Here is a 16114-nt window from a genome sequence, read left to right as displayed (position 1 = left end):
GAAACTATAAGGGGTAAAGCGTGTAATCATGCTGATTTTTCTTGTATTACCGGTCAGGATTTTGTATCTTAGTACAAGCAGCCCGGTTTCTCCGAAAAAGAGAGAAACCGGGCTGTTTGGTTAAGGGAAAAATAAGCCCAAAAATCAACTGTTTTGCAGGTAGTTATTTGATATTCAGAAAATTAACACTTTTTAAACCTCTCAAAACTCATCTAAAATTTGTTAAAAAGTGTTAAAATCGATGGTTTTGAGTGAATTTTAAGCAGTTTTTGATGTGTTTTTGCCCTGTTTTTGAGCAGAAAAGTGTTAAAATAAAACTTTAAAAAGTTTTTGTTGCCGGTGCATCAATAAGGGGCTGGGATAAAAATAACGGTTGTGGTGTAATGCCAGATTTGCGTTAAACTATAGTTTTGGAGTTAAAACCTGAAGATCCCAACTTTATCAGTGAAAAAGTGCATGAAAAATCTACTGTTTATTTTGTTGCTGTTTGCTATAACAGGCGCTTATGGTCAGCAAACTAAGGTTGAAAATAATGTGTTATATAAATCTGTAACATTACCAAAGGATGATGCCCGGTTTCTGGCTTTAAAGCGTACGGCTCAGAAATATATATCCCAGTTTATTGATAGCCTGCAAAAACATGGGAGCGATACCCAGGGCTACAGGTTTGTAGTAAAATCTGATTTTGTGGAGGGCGATACCCATGAGCATATGTGGTCGGAAGTAGTAGGTTATAGCAATGGTTTTTTTAAAGCCATATTCATCGATTCGCCATTTATGCTTAAAAATATTAAGCTTGGCGATAAGATCAGCATTAAAGAAACTGATGTAGAAGATTGGGCTGTTAACAATCTGAGAACAAAACAAATAACCGGTGAGTTTTCAGAGAAATACCTGAACAGTAAACCCTAGAAAAAGTAGTGGAATTATATCCCTGTTAAAATCACCGGGTTCCTGTTTGGTAAAACCTGATATAGTACATAAGTGCCCTTTGTATCGATGGTAGTCGTAATGGTTTGCTTTTTATTGCCTTGTACAACATTTACATTTTTCCAGCCGGCGGGTACATAGGTTTTAAGCGTAAGCGGGATATTATAAAAAACTTTGCTAAGCGGGTGGTTGATAGTTACGGTTACCTGATGGCCTTTCAAGCTGCTTTGTAATTTGGCGCTTTGCCTTTCGCGCATGTACTTGGTTACATCGCCAAAAGTAGCCACCCAAAGCTTGTCCTGGTGGTTTTTAATATAAGTAAAATACTGATCCAGTTCCTGGTGAGGCAGGGCTTCCCAGCCAATACCATCCACACCATGATGGGTAAGTACCAGCCAGGTATCCTTCCTGTTCATGGTGGTATCAATCCAGGCTTTCATCATGGGCAATGGTGTTTGGGTTGTTGCACCGCGCTGGTATTGAACATACTCCTTGTTGGTATTGCCGGGAGTATCCCGGCTGCTGCGGCTTATTTCTTTGAGCCAGGGTTCGGGCATACGGTTACGCAGGGCAGGATATACTTTGGCCAGGTAAGCAACGGCACGTTCATTCTCGGTACCAAATGGCCCCTCGGCACTAAAGGTGTATGGAAGGCCCAGGTGGTTTAAAACATCCAGCCGGCTTTTTTCGGCTTCGTACATTAAATTGGTTTCGTCAAGGGCTGCCAGACGGGGATGCGTTACCATATGGCTGGCAAATTCGTGGCCTTGCGCGGCATAGGCTTTAATCTGTGCCCAGGTAGTGCCATGGGCATCTTTATATTCGTCGTTATGTTGTACACCGGGTTTAAATTCGCCATTTCGTACTTTGGCGTAACACTCATCAATGGCTTTATAAGCTGCTTCGGGTTTGCCTGCATCTATTAATGAACCCGCCTTGTAATGATAATCCAGCGGACCGATCAGCCCAAGATACCCGGCTGCCGAAGCACGCTCAAAGAAATTATCCTTATTAGTAGGTATGGTAGCTGTTTCCCTGATGATATCTTTTACCGGGCGACCAATGAACCGGCCATGATATTGTGAACCCGGTATTTGCCCGGTGATAATAAAAAATGTAGCAGGTAGCTGTAGTCTGTTGAGGATAGGCAGGGCCACTTTAAACTGGTTAATGGAGCCATCATCCCAGGTAATAGATACCGCCCCGTTACGGCCGTATTGCCATTTGGTTACCTGAGTTTTACCTGGTTGGGCTTTCGCTAACGGACTCAAAAGTAGGGCGACAATAACTGGCAAGAACAGTTTTTTCATTATAAAAAGGTTTATGTAGCTAATATAATCACGGTGAGGAAAGATATGGGTTTATTAATCGCTTTGTAACGAAATAGTTAGGAAGTATGTAGATAGTTTTTATTAATTTAAACTAATTCTAAATAATGTTTGTGGATTGAGTTCGCGTTATTACTTTTGCGCTTGGTTAGGCTATTGAAAATATTACGGTTTTTACTGATACAGCGGCAATGAAGGTTTTTTTTCGCACCATACATCTTTACCTGAGCCTTGTGGCTGGTATTGTTATTTTTTGCTCGTGTTTTACAGGTACCATGCTGGTATTTGAAAAAGAGATACAGCATGCGCTTCATCCGCAACGTTATGCTATAAAACCAGAACAGAACAGAATGGCTTTGGCAAATCTGGTTCCAATAGCTCTAAAACAGGTGCCTAAAGCTAAGCTCTCATCGGTTATGGTATATAACGACCCTGGGCGGGCTACAGAATTAGCGGTAATCATTCCTGAGAAGAAAAAGAATGATGCTGAGCAACCGGCCCAGAAAGCCGGAAAAGGCAAAAAGGATCATGGTCATGACCATAAAGACAAGAAGCCAAAAGTCGACGAGAAACCAAACATTACCCTTTTTGTAAATCCCTATACAGGTGAGGTGATAGAGCAGTTTAACCGCCGCCAAACTTTTATGTATAAGGTGGAGATGTTTCACCGCTTTTTGCTGGGCGCGAAGAATAGTCTTGGCGATTGGATCATATCATTATCTACGCTTATTTTTCTGTTTATATTGATCACCGGGGTGATACTATGGTGGCCTAAAACAAAAGCCATCATGAGGCAACGCCTTAAAATTAAGTGGGATGGCAGTGCTAAAAGATTAACACATGACCTTCATATAGTCACCGGGTTTTATACTTCGGTATTTTTGATCGTCGTAGTACTAACCGGGCTAATCATGACCTTTAAGTGGGCTAATGTGGCATTGTTTGCCATTACGGGTTCAAAACCACCTGTTAAAGAACAATCCAAAGCCCCATTGTCTGTATACAAACCGGATGCGGAGGCTTTATCTGCTGATGCGATTTTAGCCGATATGGGTAAAACAATTACTACCGCTGAATATTATAGCGTTCGGTTGCCACGCGATTCGTCTGCTACTTATACCGTAAATGTTTGGCCGGAAGGCGCTATCGAAACCACTGCGGATATCTATTATATAGATCAGTATAGTGGCGGCTTAGCTGGTTCTCAAACCTTTGCCTCTAAAAGTTTAGGGCAACGGGTAAGGGCATATGTGAAACCGGTTCATACAGGTGCCGTATATGGCTTACCTACTAAAATACTCAGTTTTGTGGTTTGTGCATTATCGCTCATATTCCCGGTAACCGGGGTAATGATGTGGCTAAATCGTACAAAGAAAAAGAAACCACGCGCAAAAACATTGGTTGCAGCTTAAATTAAATATAAATTTATTGACCTGATCTGATTTTCTGTAGTAAGCAGCATTTTAGCTAGTCTTTTATAAACATCGCACTTTGTCCTTGATTGGATGCGTTCTGTTTGTTTTGAGGTGGAAGTGCACCTGTTTCCCAAACAAATTGAGCCATGATATGGCTAATCGAAACTTCATTTTAATAGTAAATTATTTAATAAAAAACGCAAGCGTTTGTTTATATATTTGATATGTATTTTACATATTTAATACATGGCAATTAAATAATTGAGCCTGAAACCGAATAACATACCCTACCTATGCTTTCTTTTTTTGAATCTAAAACTAACGGCCCCAAGGCGGCAAAAATCCTGCTTGACATTTTGAATGTTAAAGTTACGGCAACAACACTAATCCGGGAAATAGAAGAGCATCCTGATTACCCCAGCTTGTTGAGTATAAGTGATGTGTTAAACAATCACGGCGTTGAAAATATGGGGATAAGGGTTGATCCTGATAAATTTACGGAACTTCCCTGTCCGTATATTACGCAAATAAGGTGGGGAAAGAAGCCCGCAAACCTTTTTACAGTTGTAAAAGACGTGGACGAAAATACCATCCATTTTTTTGACCCGGAAAAACATCGGTGGACTTCTCTTGATAAGCAGAGTTTTTTAAAAGGGTGGTCGGGCTTTGCTTTGTTAGCCGAAGCTAAAGATGATGCCGGTGAAAAGGATTATGGTAAAAAGGCAAAGGAAGAAAACAGAAAAAGTATCATTCAGTATCTAATAGCCTTTTGTATCCCTGCTATAGCCATTATTGCGGGGCTATTGACCTTGGCGCAAGTGGGTGTAAATGCTTTACTGCCGGTTATTTTTACTTTGTTAACGCTTGCGGGTGCCATTACCGGGGCTTTATTGCTTTGGTACGAGATCGATCAGCATAACCCTGTATTGCAGCAGATTTGCAATGCCGGTAAAAAAGTAAACTGCGGAGCTATATTACAATCCAAAGCCGCAAAAATTGGAGGTATTAGCTGGAGCGCTTTAGGCTTTAGTTATTTCATGGGTATATTGCTGTTGTTGTTATTTTCGGGTATCACCAATCCCTCTGCTTTGTTTGCTGTATCCTGGTTAAATGTAATAGCCGTACCGTATGTGATCTTCTCTGTTTACTATCAGTGGCGTGTAGCCAAACAGTGGTGTGTATTGTGTTTATGTGTGCAGGGTTTATTAGTGCTGCAGCTGGCAACTGCCCTTTTAGGCAGTTGGCATACTTTACTATCATTTAATGTTATTGAACCTGGATTGATCATACCAGTTTTAACGGCTCTTGTTATTCCGTTTATCGCCGCAACTTTATTAATACCGGCTTTTCAAAAAGCTAAAGGAAGTAAACAGATTAATACTGAACTACAAAAACTAAAACATAACAGGCAGATATTTGAAGCATTGCTTGAAAAACAAAAGCGGGTAGTTAATATTCCCGCTGGACTTGGCATAACATTGGGTAACCCTGATGGTATTTATAAATTGATCAAAGTATGTAATCCTTATTGTGGCCCCTGCGCTAAAGCCCACCAGCCAATGGAGGATCTGTTAGAAAATAACCCGGATGTTCAGATACAGATATTATTTACGGCTACAAACCAGGAAGGAGACACGAAGGCTCCTCCCGTAAAACACTTGTTAGCCATCGCTGAGAAAAATGAAGAGCCTGTTATAAAACAGGCATTGGATGACTGGTATCTGGCCGAAAAGAAAGACTACGAAGTATTTGCTGCCAAATATCCGATGAATGGAGAATTGAGACAGCAGGATGCTAAAGTTGAGGCTATGAAAAATTGGTGTGATACGACAGGAATAGAATTTACACCTACCTTTTTTGTTTCTATGCCCAATGAGGGGAATGAAACGATATATTATCAATTGCCTGAAATATACAGCGTAATTGATTTAAAGTATTTCTTTGCTGTGTAAAATAAATGTTGAATAAGATTTATTATGATGGAATGAGCAGGCTCAAACAGCCTTTAAAAACGGTCGACTGGCTCATTCCACTATTTTAGCGGGGTTGTTGCTGTGTTACACAATGTATCATTCCGCCATTGGCATACAAGTTTCTTACGTCTATTCCAACTACAGTTCTGTTAGGGTATAAACTTTGTATAATCCTGTTTGCTACCGCATCATTGGCGTCATTATAATTAGGAACCAGCACTTTTTTATTTCCTATATAATAATTTACATAGGAGCCTTTGTAATCCAGTTTTTTGCCATAAGTTGTTTCAACATTGTTTTGGGTTAATGGAAGCTTCACTATATGGTAAGGTGTGCCATTTTTATTAGTGGCCGCATAAAGTGTATTAATATCGTCTTCAGGAACCTGCCAATCTAATAAATCATCATAGTCCATCGTTACCAGGGTGCTTGCATTAGCAAACCGTGCAAACCCGTCTATATGCATGTCGGTAATTTCTAAACCGGCTTTTCCTTTTAGCCAGATAAATTTGGTTACCCCCAGGTATTTGGTAAAAATAGCTTCCGCCTGTGCCTGTGTCATACCAGGGTTTCTATTATTATTCAGTATGGCGCTTTTGGTTGCCAGTAAAGTACCACTTCCGTCAATTTCAACAGCACCGCCCTCATTTATCATAACGGCATTCAGATCAACTTTTGCCATATGCTGGTCGGCAGCAATTTTTGTGGGGATAAGATTACAATTTTGATAATCTGCTTTTTTACCCCATCCATTAAAACCCCAATCTTCTATAACTAGTTGCCCTTTCTTGTCTTTAACATAAATTGGGCCGTTATCCCTTACCCAAACATCATCAGTTGGGCGAATTTTAAAATCTACATTAGCCAAAGGGATACCAGCTTTAAGGAGCAAGTTTGTAATTCTGGTCTTTTCTGCTTCATCATAGGCAATAATATGAGCTTTTTCGCCTTCTATCAGCGCCTGTGTCATTTTCACCCAGGTGGCATCTAGCCTATTACGATAGGTAACACCATACTGATATTCATGCGGCCATTGAAGCCAGGTGCCTTCATGCGGTGCCGATTCCTCGGGCATGGTATACACAACTGTAGTGTCTGCCGGTTGAATATTTTTTTCGGCTTTTTGACAAGAAGAAAAAATAGTTAGTAGTGATATCATTAAGAATTGCATTTTGTTTATCATTTTAAATTTTACCCGTTAATTTTTTACAAAAAACGGGATATAACGGATCAGTATGTTGTCCAAAATTGACAACTATTTTTTCTTGATCGGTACAAGAATTTCGGTGATATAATCATTCGTATTTGCTGCGTTAAATTCATTTTTTACATAATGTTCTATAATTGGAGAGTTATCAAATTCCAGCTTAGATTTAAAAAGCCAATCTATATAAATACGTCTGTATGTATCTTCTATTAAACTATAACTTCCTTCATGAATATATTTAGCGTATTTGCCACCCAAAATATAGGTTGAACAGAATTCTTTATTTGCAGGATTTTTATCAACGCACGCCTCATATCTGCATTTTAATTTATCCGTAATCAACGGTTGATCAACTATGATCCCATAATATGCTGCTGTAATATTCTCTTCAAAAACGGCATCAACTTTATCCCACAATAACTCAATTTCGGTGTTATTATAGTTTTTTGTTTTAGTTCCGATATAAAACACTTTAACTGTTTTTAAAAAGACTATTTCGTGATCTATATTTTTATTTTTTTCAAGGCAGTTATTGATAAAACTTTCGAAAACGTGTATTCTTTTTTTCCTGGCATTAGCAGGTGAAACATTAAACTGTTTTTTAAATGATTTAGAAAAAGATTGTAAGCTGTCAAAACCCACCGAGTAAGAAATATTGGTAATGGAATCGCTGGTATAAATTAACTTTTTATAGGCATTTTCAAGCTTTAATCTTTTTTGAAATATCCCTAATGATTCATGGAAGATATTTTTAAATACGCGCTGGATATTTCTGTAAGAATAATTAGATAGTTGCTCTAATTTTTGAACTGAAATATCTTGATGATAATTCTCTTCAATGTATTTAATAATATGCTGAATTTTTGCCAAACTCATACTGTACACAGTTAGAGGATTTCGGTTAGATTTTTTACGATTTATTTAGATCGTGAGTCGGTTCAAACGAATTGTGAATTTCTGAAATTTTCCTTTTACGCTGAAATCAGCGTTTATATACGCTGTAGTCAACTTTTTGCCCGTTTATGTGATTCAAACAAATTATGAATTTTTACCCTTTGCGAAATGTTAATAAAACAAATTGTGATATTTATAACGTAATTTATTGATTATTAAATACTTGCATTGTCTTGCTCGTCGATTAAACCCTCTTTGAGATTTAAGGCATCATAAGTCCATTGAATGAAATGCTTTTCTTCCCGAGTAGAGACTAGTGCTTTGGTAATGTTTTCAAAGAAATCATAGATATTCTGATGATATTCTATTTTTTGAAGTCGTTTATGTTTTTTGATGCGGCAGGCGATCTTTTGATGGAAAAATTCGATGAATTTATCCAGTGAGGTGCTACGGTGTTGCAAGAGGTTGAAATGGCCAATCAGGTAATTAATGTTGATCATGGTTAGCGGCCATATCTTCCGGAAGGATGGCCTAAGATCAGCGGCTGTTAACATTTGATCGAAACTGCGTCCTACGTATTCACTGACACCCGGCATATTAAAATGGATATCGGTAAAAATAATTATGGGGTAGATTTCTAAATTGGCGGCCTTTTTGTAACGCTGCGGGTACTCGAACGGTTTCTCTTTAAGGCTTCTAAGCTGTTTTATCAATTGACCAGTCCCTTTTTCAGCGCTGTTGAGTTTGAGATCGATCTCTGATTTAATTGCTTCATACGAAAATGAATTTATTGCAGCCGATGAGAAGAATGCATCCTTAATTTCGAAGATGAATAATTTGTTGCCGGTGCGATAATAAACGTCAGGGAAACCCTGGGTTGTACCTTCGTCAAATAATAAAGTGTCGCTCTTTTTTGTCCAACAAGCTTTTGCCAGTAATTTGAAAAGATATTTTTCGGTAATCTGTTCGCCGATGAGTTTTTTGAATTTTAAAAATGAGCTAAGTTCCTTTTCGGCTGAGATACCAGAGGTTGAATAGAAATCGAAAATGAGGCCATCGTAGAGTTTATGGCTCAAGAAACTCCAGTTAAGCACGAGCCAGGTCTCGTCGTTCAATTTCAATAGCGGACAGGCTTTGATACCAGCGTAATTCTCTTTTTTTACCGAATATTTTTCGCGATAAGCAGTGATGTTTAAGCTGAATTGTTCAAATAGAGTTTCAAAACCAGCCGACTGACCTACTGTGAACGATACGAATTCTCGTTGTTGGTTTTGCAACGATCGGAAGCCGACCTCTAAGATTCGAAAGATATCGAAAACATAGTTCAAAGTGGTTGCTTTGCCATGTTTACGTAAAAAATCAGTCACATAATTTTGGTAAGCGGTGTGGTTTTTTAAATAATTCAGAAATACAATGCCGCGAATCATGGAATAATAGGGATGCCTGGAGAAATTGATCTCATAGCCGTCGGCTAGGCCAGGCCACATCATTTTGGCGAAATAGTCTGCATCAAACGCCGGTGATTCCCCTTGATCTCTAAGTGGCGCTTGCCCGAATAGCTGCGATGCAAGAAAATAGGCTTTAAAAATGTTCAATTCTTGCTGCGGTGTCAGTTCCGCAATTTCACCATTTTCACCGTGAGTAAGCACATGATGCATAAAGGTTAGGTTATAGTGACGTGTGAAAAATTGACAATGTACTTCTTTATCTGATCGTCCGCCTAATGCATTATGAAGAATTAGCAATCGGCGTTCAGGCGCCTGCCTTGCCAAGACCAAATTTAATAGCTTGAGTTGAGTAGGCATTTCTTCGTCACTTAGGAATAGCTCTGCATCCATCATGGCAATCAACTGCAAGATGACTAGGGTTGGGATACCGGACAACAAGGTTTCCAACGAGTCATCCTCACCAGGAAAAAGGTCTTTATAATGTGGTGTTAATACTAATTGCATATGCCGAATAACATAGGTAAGATACGATTTATGTTTATCTAACTTATCTGCTATCTTAAAAATTGCCGCAATAGTAATGTCTCGCTGGCACATTTTATTCATGGGGATTAACAAGATTGGATATGTCGCGAAGCGGAGCAATTTTGTTAGATTTGATATCAGGAATCAATTCATTCCCAATCAAAAAAGGTATCTATTATGGGAAATTTTTACATTGATGGCAGTGTACACGATGATGCCGGATTCACCCTGTGTGCCTGCGTTTATGCTCCGTCAGATTTGGATCATGTAGTTACTGAACTGATGAAGGCTTGCAAACTTGATCCAAATGAATTTGAATATAAAAGCTCTGCAAACTATTCAAAGCAACCGGAACTAGTAGAGTTTAGATCAAAGCTAAAAGAAATCTTCCAGCAAAATTGTCATTATGGGGTTGTTATACTTCCCCGAGATAAAAGGGATAAAGCAGGGCAGGAATGCTTATTGGCAATAAATCAATTTATCAAGGCAAATTCACAAATTGAATTACCTCTTTCTATCTTTATGGATCAAGGTTTATTCCCTTCGGAAAATGTGGCTAATAAGTTATTCGATGAACTAAAAATCAAGGATACCAAATTTTTCGCCGAACAGGATTCAAAGCAAATCAGAGGAATACAAGTGGCTGACCTGGTTGCGCACATGGCTTCTATTCAGCTCAAATCAGCCATGGGGTTGATCAATAAAATGGTAAAAGCAGGTGAAAATTCAGGTTACGATCCCGAGGGAGAAATGGAACTTAGTTTTGAAATGTTTGGAACATTAAGATATTATATTTTTAATGAAGGGAATAATAAGCCGCCGACTGGGGATCAGTTTATTGATGCTGTGATGACCGTTGGCAAAGCCGGACTTTTTATTTCTGAATACTGTTCTGCGGATCTCGCTGATTCGGCTCAGGGTACCTTTGGTACAATTTATCTGGGATGTATACACTAACTTACAGAGGAGGACAGATTTTACTAGTTTATTCTTTATGTTATGGAATGCATATCAAACAAGGGCATCTATTTTGATTCGGTATTTGAGATCCAAAAGTAAAACAAGCGTAATATCCACGCTGAAATGAAAGCTTTACTTCGAAAAAGCGGTTTGAAACCTTCTTAAGTTTTACAGATTTTGCGTATAGATATGGTGCTCCTCTTTGATAATTTTTAATTTATTTCTAAAATTTACTTTTTATACTAAAAACGTGGTTTTTAGTATAAAAAGCCATACTTAAGCCGGATACAATTAATTGAAGACACAAAAAGTCGCCTGCGATAAAGCAGGCGACTTTTTATATTTTGAAGCTAAAAATTTCTGCTTAAAGCAGAAATATTCTGCTCCATCCATTACCCTGGTGGTAAACCCGTTCAACAAGTTTGAAACAATAACCGCCGGTCAAGGCTTGAATAACTAGGGGTTGGCCTTCGAAGAACCCTTCTTGGGCTCTTCCATAGAAAGAAACTACCATACCTGGCGCTTCCGAAACGTAAATTACTTTTAAACTCATCTTATTATTGAGTTAAATGGTTAACGATTTTGCTGGAAACGATTGAGCGCGGATGCGCCTTTGCGATGTGTTATACAATTATAGCAATTTTACCTCATATAAAAAAATAGCACTTCAAGCTGTGCTTATTAATGATTTTCTGAATGTTGGCTGAATGATATCTCTAATTTCTGCTGCCAATGATTAAAGGTACTGTGAGTGACGTAACCGTCATAGCCTAAGTTTGACGTATCGGCATCACGTTTCCTTAGTGACATCCGTTTGGCTTTACGGGGGCTACCAATGTAATCGTAAATGGCTTGAACAACGTCTAAATAGCTATCAGTATCAGTCTTAAAAACGTAGGTCGCCCGACCATGTACTGTACTTTCCCACACAAGAAATAGTTTTGATTGTCGCTCCAGCACAAAAATAAAGGTATCCTCTGTACTCAAAGAATTGCCTGAGGGTATTATCTCAAAAGCTGGTATCGGCTTGAATCCACCGGCTAATTGGCTGGCTAAGTATTCGATACACATGACTTCGCCCGTACCTGCAAGTGCTATTTGCGTGAGCAAATGCTTGGAAACCGACTTAATTTTTTCAATCATATCAACCGCCGTCGTTGGTTTTCCTCTCTGAAAATCTTCAATCAACTGTTCCTTGATCCGAAGTAAAGTCGCCATTTCTCTCACACTTTCTGCATTTTTTATCTGCCGAATTTCATTGCCGACAAGTAGGATGGAAAGTGCAGTTAGTCGGAGGCTTTTAATATAATTTCTTAAAAAACGAAATGACTTACGCGACTCTGACACAGGATATCCATGAGAAAGATTTCCGTTATATTTTACCTTAATAAGGAAATCTTCAAAAAGCACATCTTGCCATTCGACTGTAATCCACTGCGAAATCGGTAAAGGAGCCATTCTCACTGATACTTCGCGCGGAAGCGGATGCACTAACTTTTCTTTTTGCTGTTCGCGTTTGTTGGCGCGCTTTTCATGCTTTGTAGGTTTCCGTTTAGCTTTAATAGGAACACAGGTTTCCTTTATATCTGCAGTTATTAGTTTTAATGTGCTTTCCTTTTTTTTCTGAAAATACTCTTTCTCTGCTTTCACTGCGCTTTTTAACTTGCTCTCAAAAAGCTGGTAGTAGGCCGGGTTATGCTTTTTTATAAGCTTTGCATAAGTTGATGCCTTTAAGCGACGGTCGGTTCGTACATCTGTCAGTCCTGGCTGAAATATTTTTATCTCAGTGGCCAGTTGCTGGTGGCTAATCCCCAATCGATATGCGGCCTGATTAAAGTAAGGTCTCAGCTCATTTTCCAGTTCCTTTTGATGAGCCTTTTTTTTCTCCTTCTCCCTCACGATATTTGTCTTGATACTATTCAAAGCATCCTTCCAATCCTGCTGAGTTAGCTTAGTCGTTTTTTTCATGGCTTAGGACTTAAAAAGAGAAAGTTAGTATTTTTCAAGAGCAATAAGAAACCTAAGCCAGAGGATCTGAAGAAAACGCCGGAATTGATGCAACGCTTACCTGAACTCACCGGAACATCCTTTGGCAAATTGGAGCGGTCGCTAAATTAAAGATTAGTTATTTCTTGGAACGAGAGGCGGCATTTTATTGCTTTTGCATCTTGTTATTGGTAATTGTTTTGAGGAGCCATATTAGATATTCTTTGTTAACCACCATGTAAGAAAAGCGGCAACCGCACTAAACGCTAGCCGGATTAACCATTCATAATTTTTAAGTATTTCGAAGCGCTTTAGTTTTTCATCTAAACTGCGTATTCTGTTTTCCTGATCACGAATGGTAACTTGATGTTTAAGTGCTTCATTTTCTAATCTGGCATTTTCATCCGCCAAACCCTGGCGTTTGTCCGAAACTTTTTTTTCTTCAGCAGTTTTAAGGTATTGTGCGGTAAATCCTCCTTGGGCCAAAAATAGATCTGTATTTTGCTCCTTATAGAATATTAGACCAAGCCTGCTGTCTTCAACTTCAGCTATTTTTCTTATGAATCGTAATTGCGCTAAAATGTTTATTTGCTTTACAGCCTCGTTTTCGTTGCTATCGAATATTTCAAGAATAGCAGACCTATCCAGATGCTCGCCGTCCCCAAAAGCATTCAGCACCATATCAAGCAATTCACAAGATTTAAAATCAATATTCAAAGTCAATTTTTCCATATACCTAGTCTAACCGAAAATATAATGTCTTATGATTTTCCAGAGGTACTATTTCTGGAAAGTAAATCTGGCCTGTACCAACATTAAGCATTTGAATAATATATTTTGAAATCGTATTGTAAATGAGTCGCTCTATATTTTTATCCTTATCTTGTTCATCTATAGGTCTCTGACGTAAAGACTCTTGGGACGCGTCCCTTTCTTTTAGCACCAACCCACCATCATTGATCATATTGTTAACCATCAAAATATTCTTAATATCGCAGAACTGTAAGTATTCTGCTCGGCTGCCGTGTGCATCTGTTCCTTTAATAAATTTTAAATAGGGTTCTGTATCTTCAATGTCAATTGATGTAGTAATAGCCAAGCCGTTTTTCAGGCAATAAGCTTCTAACAAAGTAATATTTATATCCATATAAATTTTTAATAAATATAACTAAATCATAATGTTTGAAGAAAAGTTCAAACATTATGTAAATTTCCAAAAATTGCCTTTTTCGCTGAAATCGTTGTATCAGCATACTTTAGATCAACTTTTAATGTTGTTACATGATCTTCTAGCAATCCTTAAGTTGGCTTATAATGACGAGTCGGAACGACATTTGAAGTCGCTCGGGGAAGCCTTGATGACGTCCTTTAAATCAGAGCCATCGTAGAAATATAATTTAGGACGTCGTTAGCACTACAGTTAGTTTTTTACACAATCAATGTCGTAAAACTTTACCCTGGTGACTGCTTTCGTCAGATAACCAGATAAGGCAAAACCTGGACCTATTTTCCTTTATCTTTGAATTATGGAACAGCAGAAATTATTTGAGGCGATTCGGCAGGAAGATGTTGTCATCTTTGCCGGTGCCGGATTCTCCAGATATGCAGGCTACCCTTTGGGCGGAAAACTTGCAGAAATATTAACAGGTCGGCTGTCTGAGGATGAGAAGTTGAAGGTTTCAGTCAATGCGCCGCTAGATTATCTCTCAGAAGAGATTGTTCGTATAAAGCGAGGTTCCCGAGAAATGATCAACTCCGTGCTCGACGACGTTTTTGCCGCTCCTGCCATTTCTACCTCGGATCACGATTTGTTGGCATCGATCCCTCATTTCCGAACCATAATTACAACGAATTACGATGCTCTCTTTGAAAACGCTTTTGGTGATACGGCTACGTTGATTTATAAGGATACTGATTTGGCCAATTGGCGTCAAAATGGAGTAAATATTCTGAAGATTCATGGCGATCTCGCCGATAAATCATCCATTATCCTTACACGGGAAGATTACGCCCGCTTTTATCACAAGGATTATTCGTCACCTTTCTGGGCGACTATAATAAAGGCGATAGCTACCAAAACAATACTTTTTCTAGGTTATGGATATGAAGACCCAAATGTATGGGCGATTTTTGAACATGTATATAATCACTTGGGCGAAAATCGAAAGCGAGCATATTTCGTCAGTCCTGGTGCCTCAGACGAGAAAATAGATTTTTTGCAAAAAAGGGGTATTCACTACATCAAACACACGGGAGAATCCTTTCTTTGCGCCTTGACGGAAGACATTCGAGAACACATTTTTGAAGATATGCGCAAAAAATGGCTCAGCCCGGAAACGTTTCGCAAATTTACCTCGAATCACCAATTATCAGTTTCTTTGCAAGACAAAGGAGATAGCTATCAGGTGCATTCGATTAGCGGTAAGAATGGCGAACCCATGCATGGAAATATGAGATTTAAATTCGATCCTGATGGTGACATCGATCAGCGCTTTCAGAAATTCTTTGAAGATGGCCAATTTGACCAATTAGAGTTTAATAAAAAGGAATTAGCAACCTTCACATTAAACATAGAAGGACTTAAGCTCTTTGGCGAGGGTGACCTTGCCCAAGTCTCCTTTAAAAAGATGCCAAAAATTATCCCTTTTGATCTTGTCTTTTCAACGGAAGGCTTCGAAATGCGTAATCTCACGGCTCAAATTTATGGAGGCAAAAAATCAGTAACGTTTAAAACAAAGCTCCATACTCTTAACTTTCAAATAACAATTGTAAATCCAGATGATCAAGAACCTGACGCTAGGTGGTCTATGGAACATGATGCCATTTACCGTAATGTCAACGAAGAATTGGAGGTTCATGAATTCTTAAAGTATTTTTTTTTACAAAAAGAAGCCACCATTTATTTGACTAAAGAAACGAAGATCAGTAAACAATGTCCAACATATGACAAAGAAAGGGTCAGCAATGCTGAAACTTACTTGGAGTATTTTAAAGGGCTTAAAGAAGTCGAGCGGGCATTCGGGGTACGATTCACTGATTTTTATCCGATCGATCAAGAGTCCGTAGACGACTTGAACTGGATACTTCAAGTCATCCGCGGTCAGCAATTCGAAAAAGGAGAAAGTATGGAAATGTCATTTGGCGAATTGCCCTCTGAAACAATAGATAGTTTAAGCCTTGTAAAAGAATATGATAAGCCGTTGGAATTCACTGTAAATAGCGATTTGACGATGATATTGCACAACCAACGTTTACCTATTCCTGGGATGCATACCGAAATTCCGTATCCTGAAGTAACCAACATCGAAGAGTTGCGGAGTGGTGGGAAAGTTTTAAAAGTTAAGAGCCGTACTGGAACGATTTATCAAAAATTTATGTTAAAGCCATTTCCCTCAATTGATTAGCACTTCATAGAAAACTGTGGTTGGTGTTCGCAAATGTCTTTCCC

Annotated in this window: 13 protein-coding genes; 6 read left to right on the top strand and 7 right to left on the bottom strand. The window is 38.7% G+C overall.

The genetic code is table 11. The features are described from left to right. The first annotated feature begins 456 nt into the window (after positions 1 to 456). On the top strand, positions 457 to 912 hold the full coding sequence (locus G7092_RS14000; RefSeq protein ID WP_166090317.1) for a DUF2314 domain-containing protein: 456 nt from the start codon (positions 457 to 459) through the stop codon (positions 910 to 912). Between the two features lie 14 nt (positions 913 to 926). Here the strand turns inward: G7092_RS14000 and G7092_RS13995 are convergent, their stop codons facing one another. Further along, a complete protein-coding gene (locus tag G7092_RS13995) occupies positions 927 to 2240 on the bottom strand; it encodes a polysaccharide deacetylase family protein (RefSeq protein ID WP_166090315.1) in 1314 nt (437 codons plus the stop codon). A gap of 209 nt (positions 2241 to 2449) precedes the next feature. Here G7092_RS13995 and G7092_RS13990 point away from each other — a divergent pair, with 209 nt between their 5' ends. Beyond that, the gene (locus G7092_RS13990) at positions 2450 to 3670 is read left to right on the top strand and encodes a PepSY-associated TM helix domain-containing protein (protein WP_166090313.1); all 1221 of its coding nucleotides are present in this window, start codon (positions 2450 to 2452) and stop codon (positions 3668 to 3670) included. Between the two features lie 296 nt (positions 3671 to 3966). Next, positions 3967 to 5625: a vitamin K epoxide reductase family protein gene (locus G7092_RS13985; RefSeq protein WP_166090311.1), complete on the top strand. Its 1659-nt coding sequence runs from the start codon at positions 3967 to 3969 to the stop codon at positions 5623 to 5625. A gap of 85 nt (positions 5626 to 5710) precedes the next feature. Here G7092_RS13985 and G7092_RS13980 read toward each other — a convergent pair whose 3' ends face one another. The 3 genes from G7092_RS13980 to G7092_RS13970 form a co-directional block, all read right to left on the bottom strand. After that, positions 5711 to 6805, bottom strand: coding sequence for an agmatine deiminase family protein (locus tag G7092_RS13980; RefSeq protein WP_235953823.1), 1095 nt, complete (start codon positions 6803 to 6805; stop codon positions 5711 to 5713). 96 nt (positions 6806 to 6901) lie between these two features. Then, on the bottom strand, positions 6902 to 7729 hold the full coding sequence (locus G7092_RS13975; RefSeq protein ID WP_166090307.1) for an AraC family transcriptional regulator: 828 nt from the start codon (positions 7727 to 7729) through the stop codon (positions 6902 to 6904). Between the two features lie 233 nt (positions 7730 to 7962). Continuing rightward, positions 7963 to 9801: a hypothetical protein gene (locus G7092_RS13970; RefSeq protein WP_166090305.1), complete on the bottom strand. Its 1839-nt coding sequence runs from the start codon at positions 9799 to 9801 to the stop codon at positions 7963 to 7965. Positions 9802 to 9897: 96 nt separating this feature from the next. On the opposite strand from G7092_RS13970, the gene G7092_RS13965 reads away from it, so the two are divergent. Both G7092_RS13965 and G7092_RS13960 read left to right on the top strand, forming a co-directional pair. Further along, complete coding sequence (locus G7092_RS13965; RefSeq protein WP_166090303.1) at positions 9898 to 10677, top strand: DUF3800 domain-containing protein; 780 nt, start codon at positions 9898 to 9900, stop codon at positions 10675 to 10677. A 298-nt stretch (positions 10678 to 10975) separates the two neighbouring features. Further along, positions 10976 to 11140: a hypothetical protein gene (locus G7092_RS13960; RefSeq protein ID WP_166090301.1), complete on the top strand. Its 165-nt coding sequence runs from the start codon at positions 10976 to 10978 to the stop codon at positions 11138 to 11140. A 221-nt stretch (positions 11141 to 11361) separates the two neighbouring features. Here the strand turns inward: G7092_RS13960 and G7092_RS13955 are convergent, their stop codons facing one another. The 3 genes from G7092_RS13955 to G7092_RS13945 form a co-directional block, all read right to left on the bottom strand. Next, on the bottom strand, positions 11362 to 12648 hold the full coding sequence (locus tag G7092_RS13955) for a hypothetical protein (RefSeq protein WP_166090299.1): 1287 nt from the start codon (positions 12646 to 12648) through the stop codon (positions 11362 to 11364). A gap of 231 nt (positions 12649 to 12879) precedes the next feature. Further along, the gene (locus G7092_RS13950; RefSeq protein ID WP_166090298.1) at positions 12880 to 13398 is read right to left on the bottom strand and encodes a hypothetical protein; all 519 of its coding nucleotides are present in this window, start codon (positions 13396 to 13398) and stop codon (positions 12880 to 12882) included. A gap of 4 nt (positions 13399 to 13402) precedes the next feature. Further along, positions 13403 to 13813 (bottom strand): hypothetical protein, encoded by a 411-nt coding sequence (locus G7092_RS13945; RefSeq protein WP_166090296.1) that lies wholly within the window; start codon positions 13811 to 13813, stop codon positions 13403 to 13405. Between the two features lie 379 nt (positions 13814 to 14192). On the opposite strand from G7092_RS13945, the gene G7092_RS13940 reads away from it, so the two are divergent. Then, complete coding sequence (locus G7092_RS13940) at positions 14193 to 16070, top strand: SIR2 family NAD-dependent protein deacylase (RefSeq protein ID WP_166090294.1); 1878 nt, start codon at positions 14193 to 14195, stop codon at positions 16068 to 16070. Positions 16071 to 16114: the final 44 nt, after the last annotated feature.

Source organism: Mucilaginibacter inviolabilis, assembly GCF_011089895.1.
In the GTDB taxonomy this organism is placed as follows: Bacteria; Bacteroidota; Bacteroidia; order Sphingobacteriales; family Sphingobacteriaceae; genus Mucilaginibacter; species Mucilaginibacter inviolabilis.
The sequence above is the reverse complement of the archived record's forward strand: the minus strand, read 5'-3'. Positions and strand labels throughout refer to the sequence as shown.

What these genes read in the sequence shown, in the direction of transcription:
- G7092_RS13980 (WP_235953823.1), bottom strand. Translation starts at nt 6,805, where the DNA reads ATGATATCACTACTAACTATTTTTTCTTCTTGTCAAAAAGCCGAAAAA.
- G7092_RS13985 (WP_166090311.1), top strand. Translation starts at nt 3,967, where the DNA reads ATGCTTTCTTTTTTTGAATCTAAAACTAACGGCCCCAAGGCGGCAAAA.
- G7092_RS13945 (WP_166090296.1), bottom strand. Translation starts at nt 13,813, where the DNA reads ATGGATATAAATATTACTTTGTTAGAAGCTTATTGCCTGAAAAACGGC.
- G7092_RS13965 (WP_166090303.1), top strand. Translation starts at nt 9,898, where the DNA reads ATGGGAAATTTTTACATTGATGGCAGTGTACACGATGATGCCGGATTC.
- G7092_RS13975 (WP_166090307.1), bottom strand. Translation starts at nt 7,729, where the DNA reads ATGAGTTTGGCAAAAATTCAGCATATTATTAAATACATTGAAGAGAAT.
- G7092_RS13990 (WP_166090313.1), top strand. Translation starts at nt 2,450, where the DNA reads ATGAAGGTTTTTTTTCGCACCATACATCTTTACCTGAGCCTTGTGGCT.
- G7092_RS13940 (WP_166090294.1), top strand. Translation starts at nt 14,193, where the DNA reads ATGGAACAGCAGAAATTATTTGAGGCGATTCGGCAGGAAGATGTTGTC.
- G7092_RS13955 (WP_166090299.1), bottom strand. Translation starts at nt 12,648, where the DNA reads ATGAAAAAAACGACTAAGCTAACTCAGCAGGATTGGAAGGATGCTTTG.
- G7092_RS13995 (WP_166090315.1), bottom strand. Translation starts at nt 2,240, where the DNA reads ATGAAAAAACTGTTCTTGCCAGTTATTGTCGCCCTACTTTTGAGTCCG.
- G7092_RS13970 (WP_166090305.1), bottom strand. Translation starts at nt 9,801, where the DNA reads ATGAATAAAATGTGCCAGCGAGACATTACTATTGCGGCAATTTTTAAG.
- G7092_RS13950 (WP_166090298.1), bottom strand. Translation starts at nt 13,398, where the DNA reads ATGGAAAAATTGACTTTGAATATTGATTTTAAATCTTGTGAATTGCTT.
- G7092_RS14000 (WP_166090317.1), top strand. Translation starts at nt 457, where the DNA reads ATGAAAAATCTACTGTTTATTTTGTTGCTGTTTGCTATAACAGGCGCT.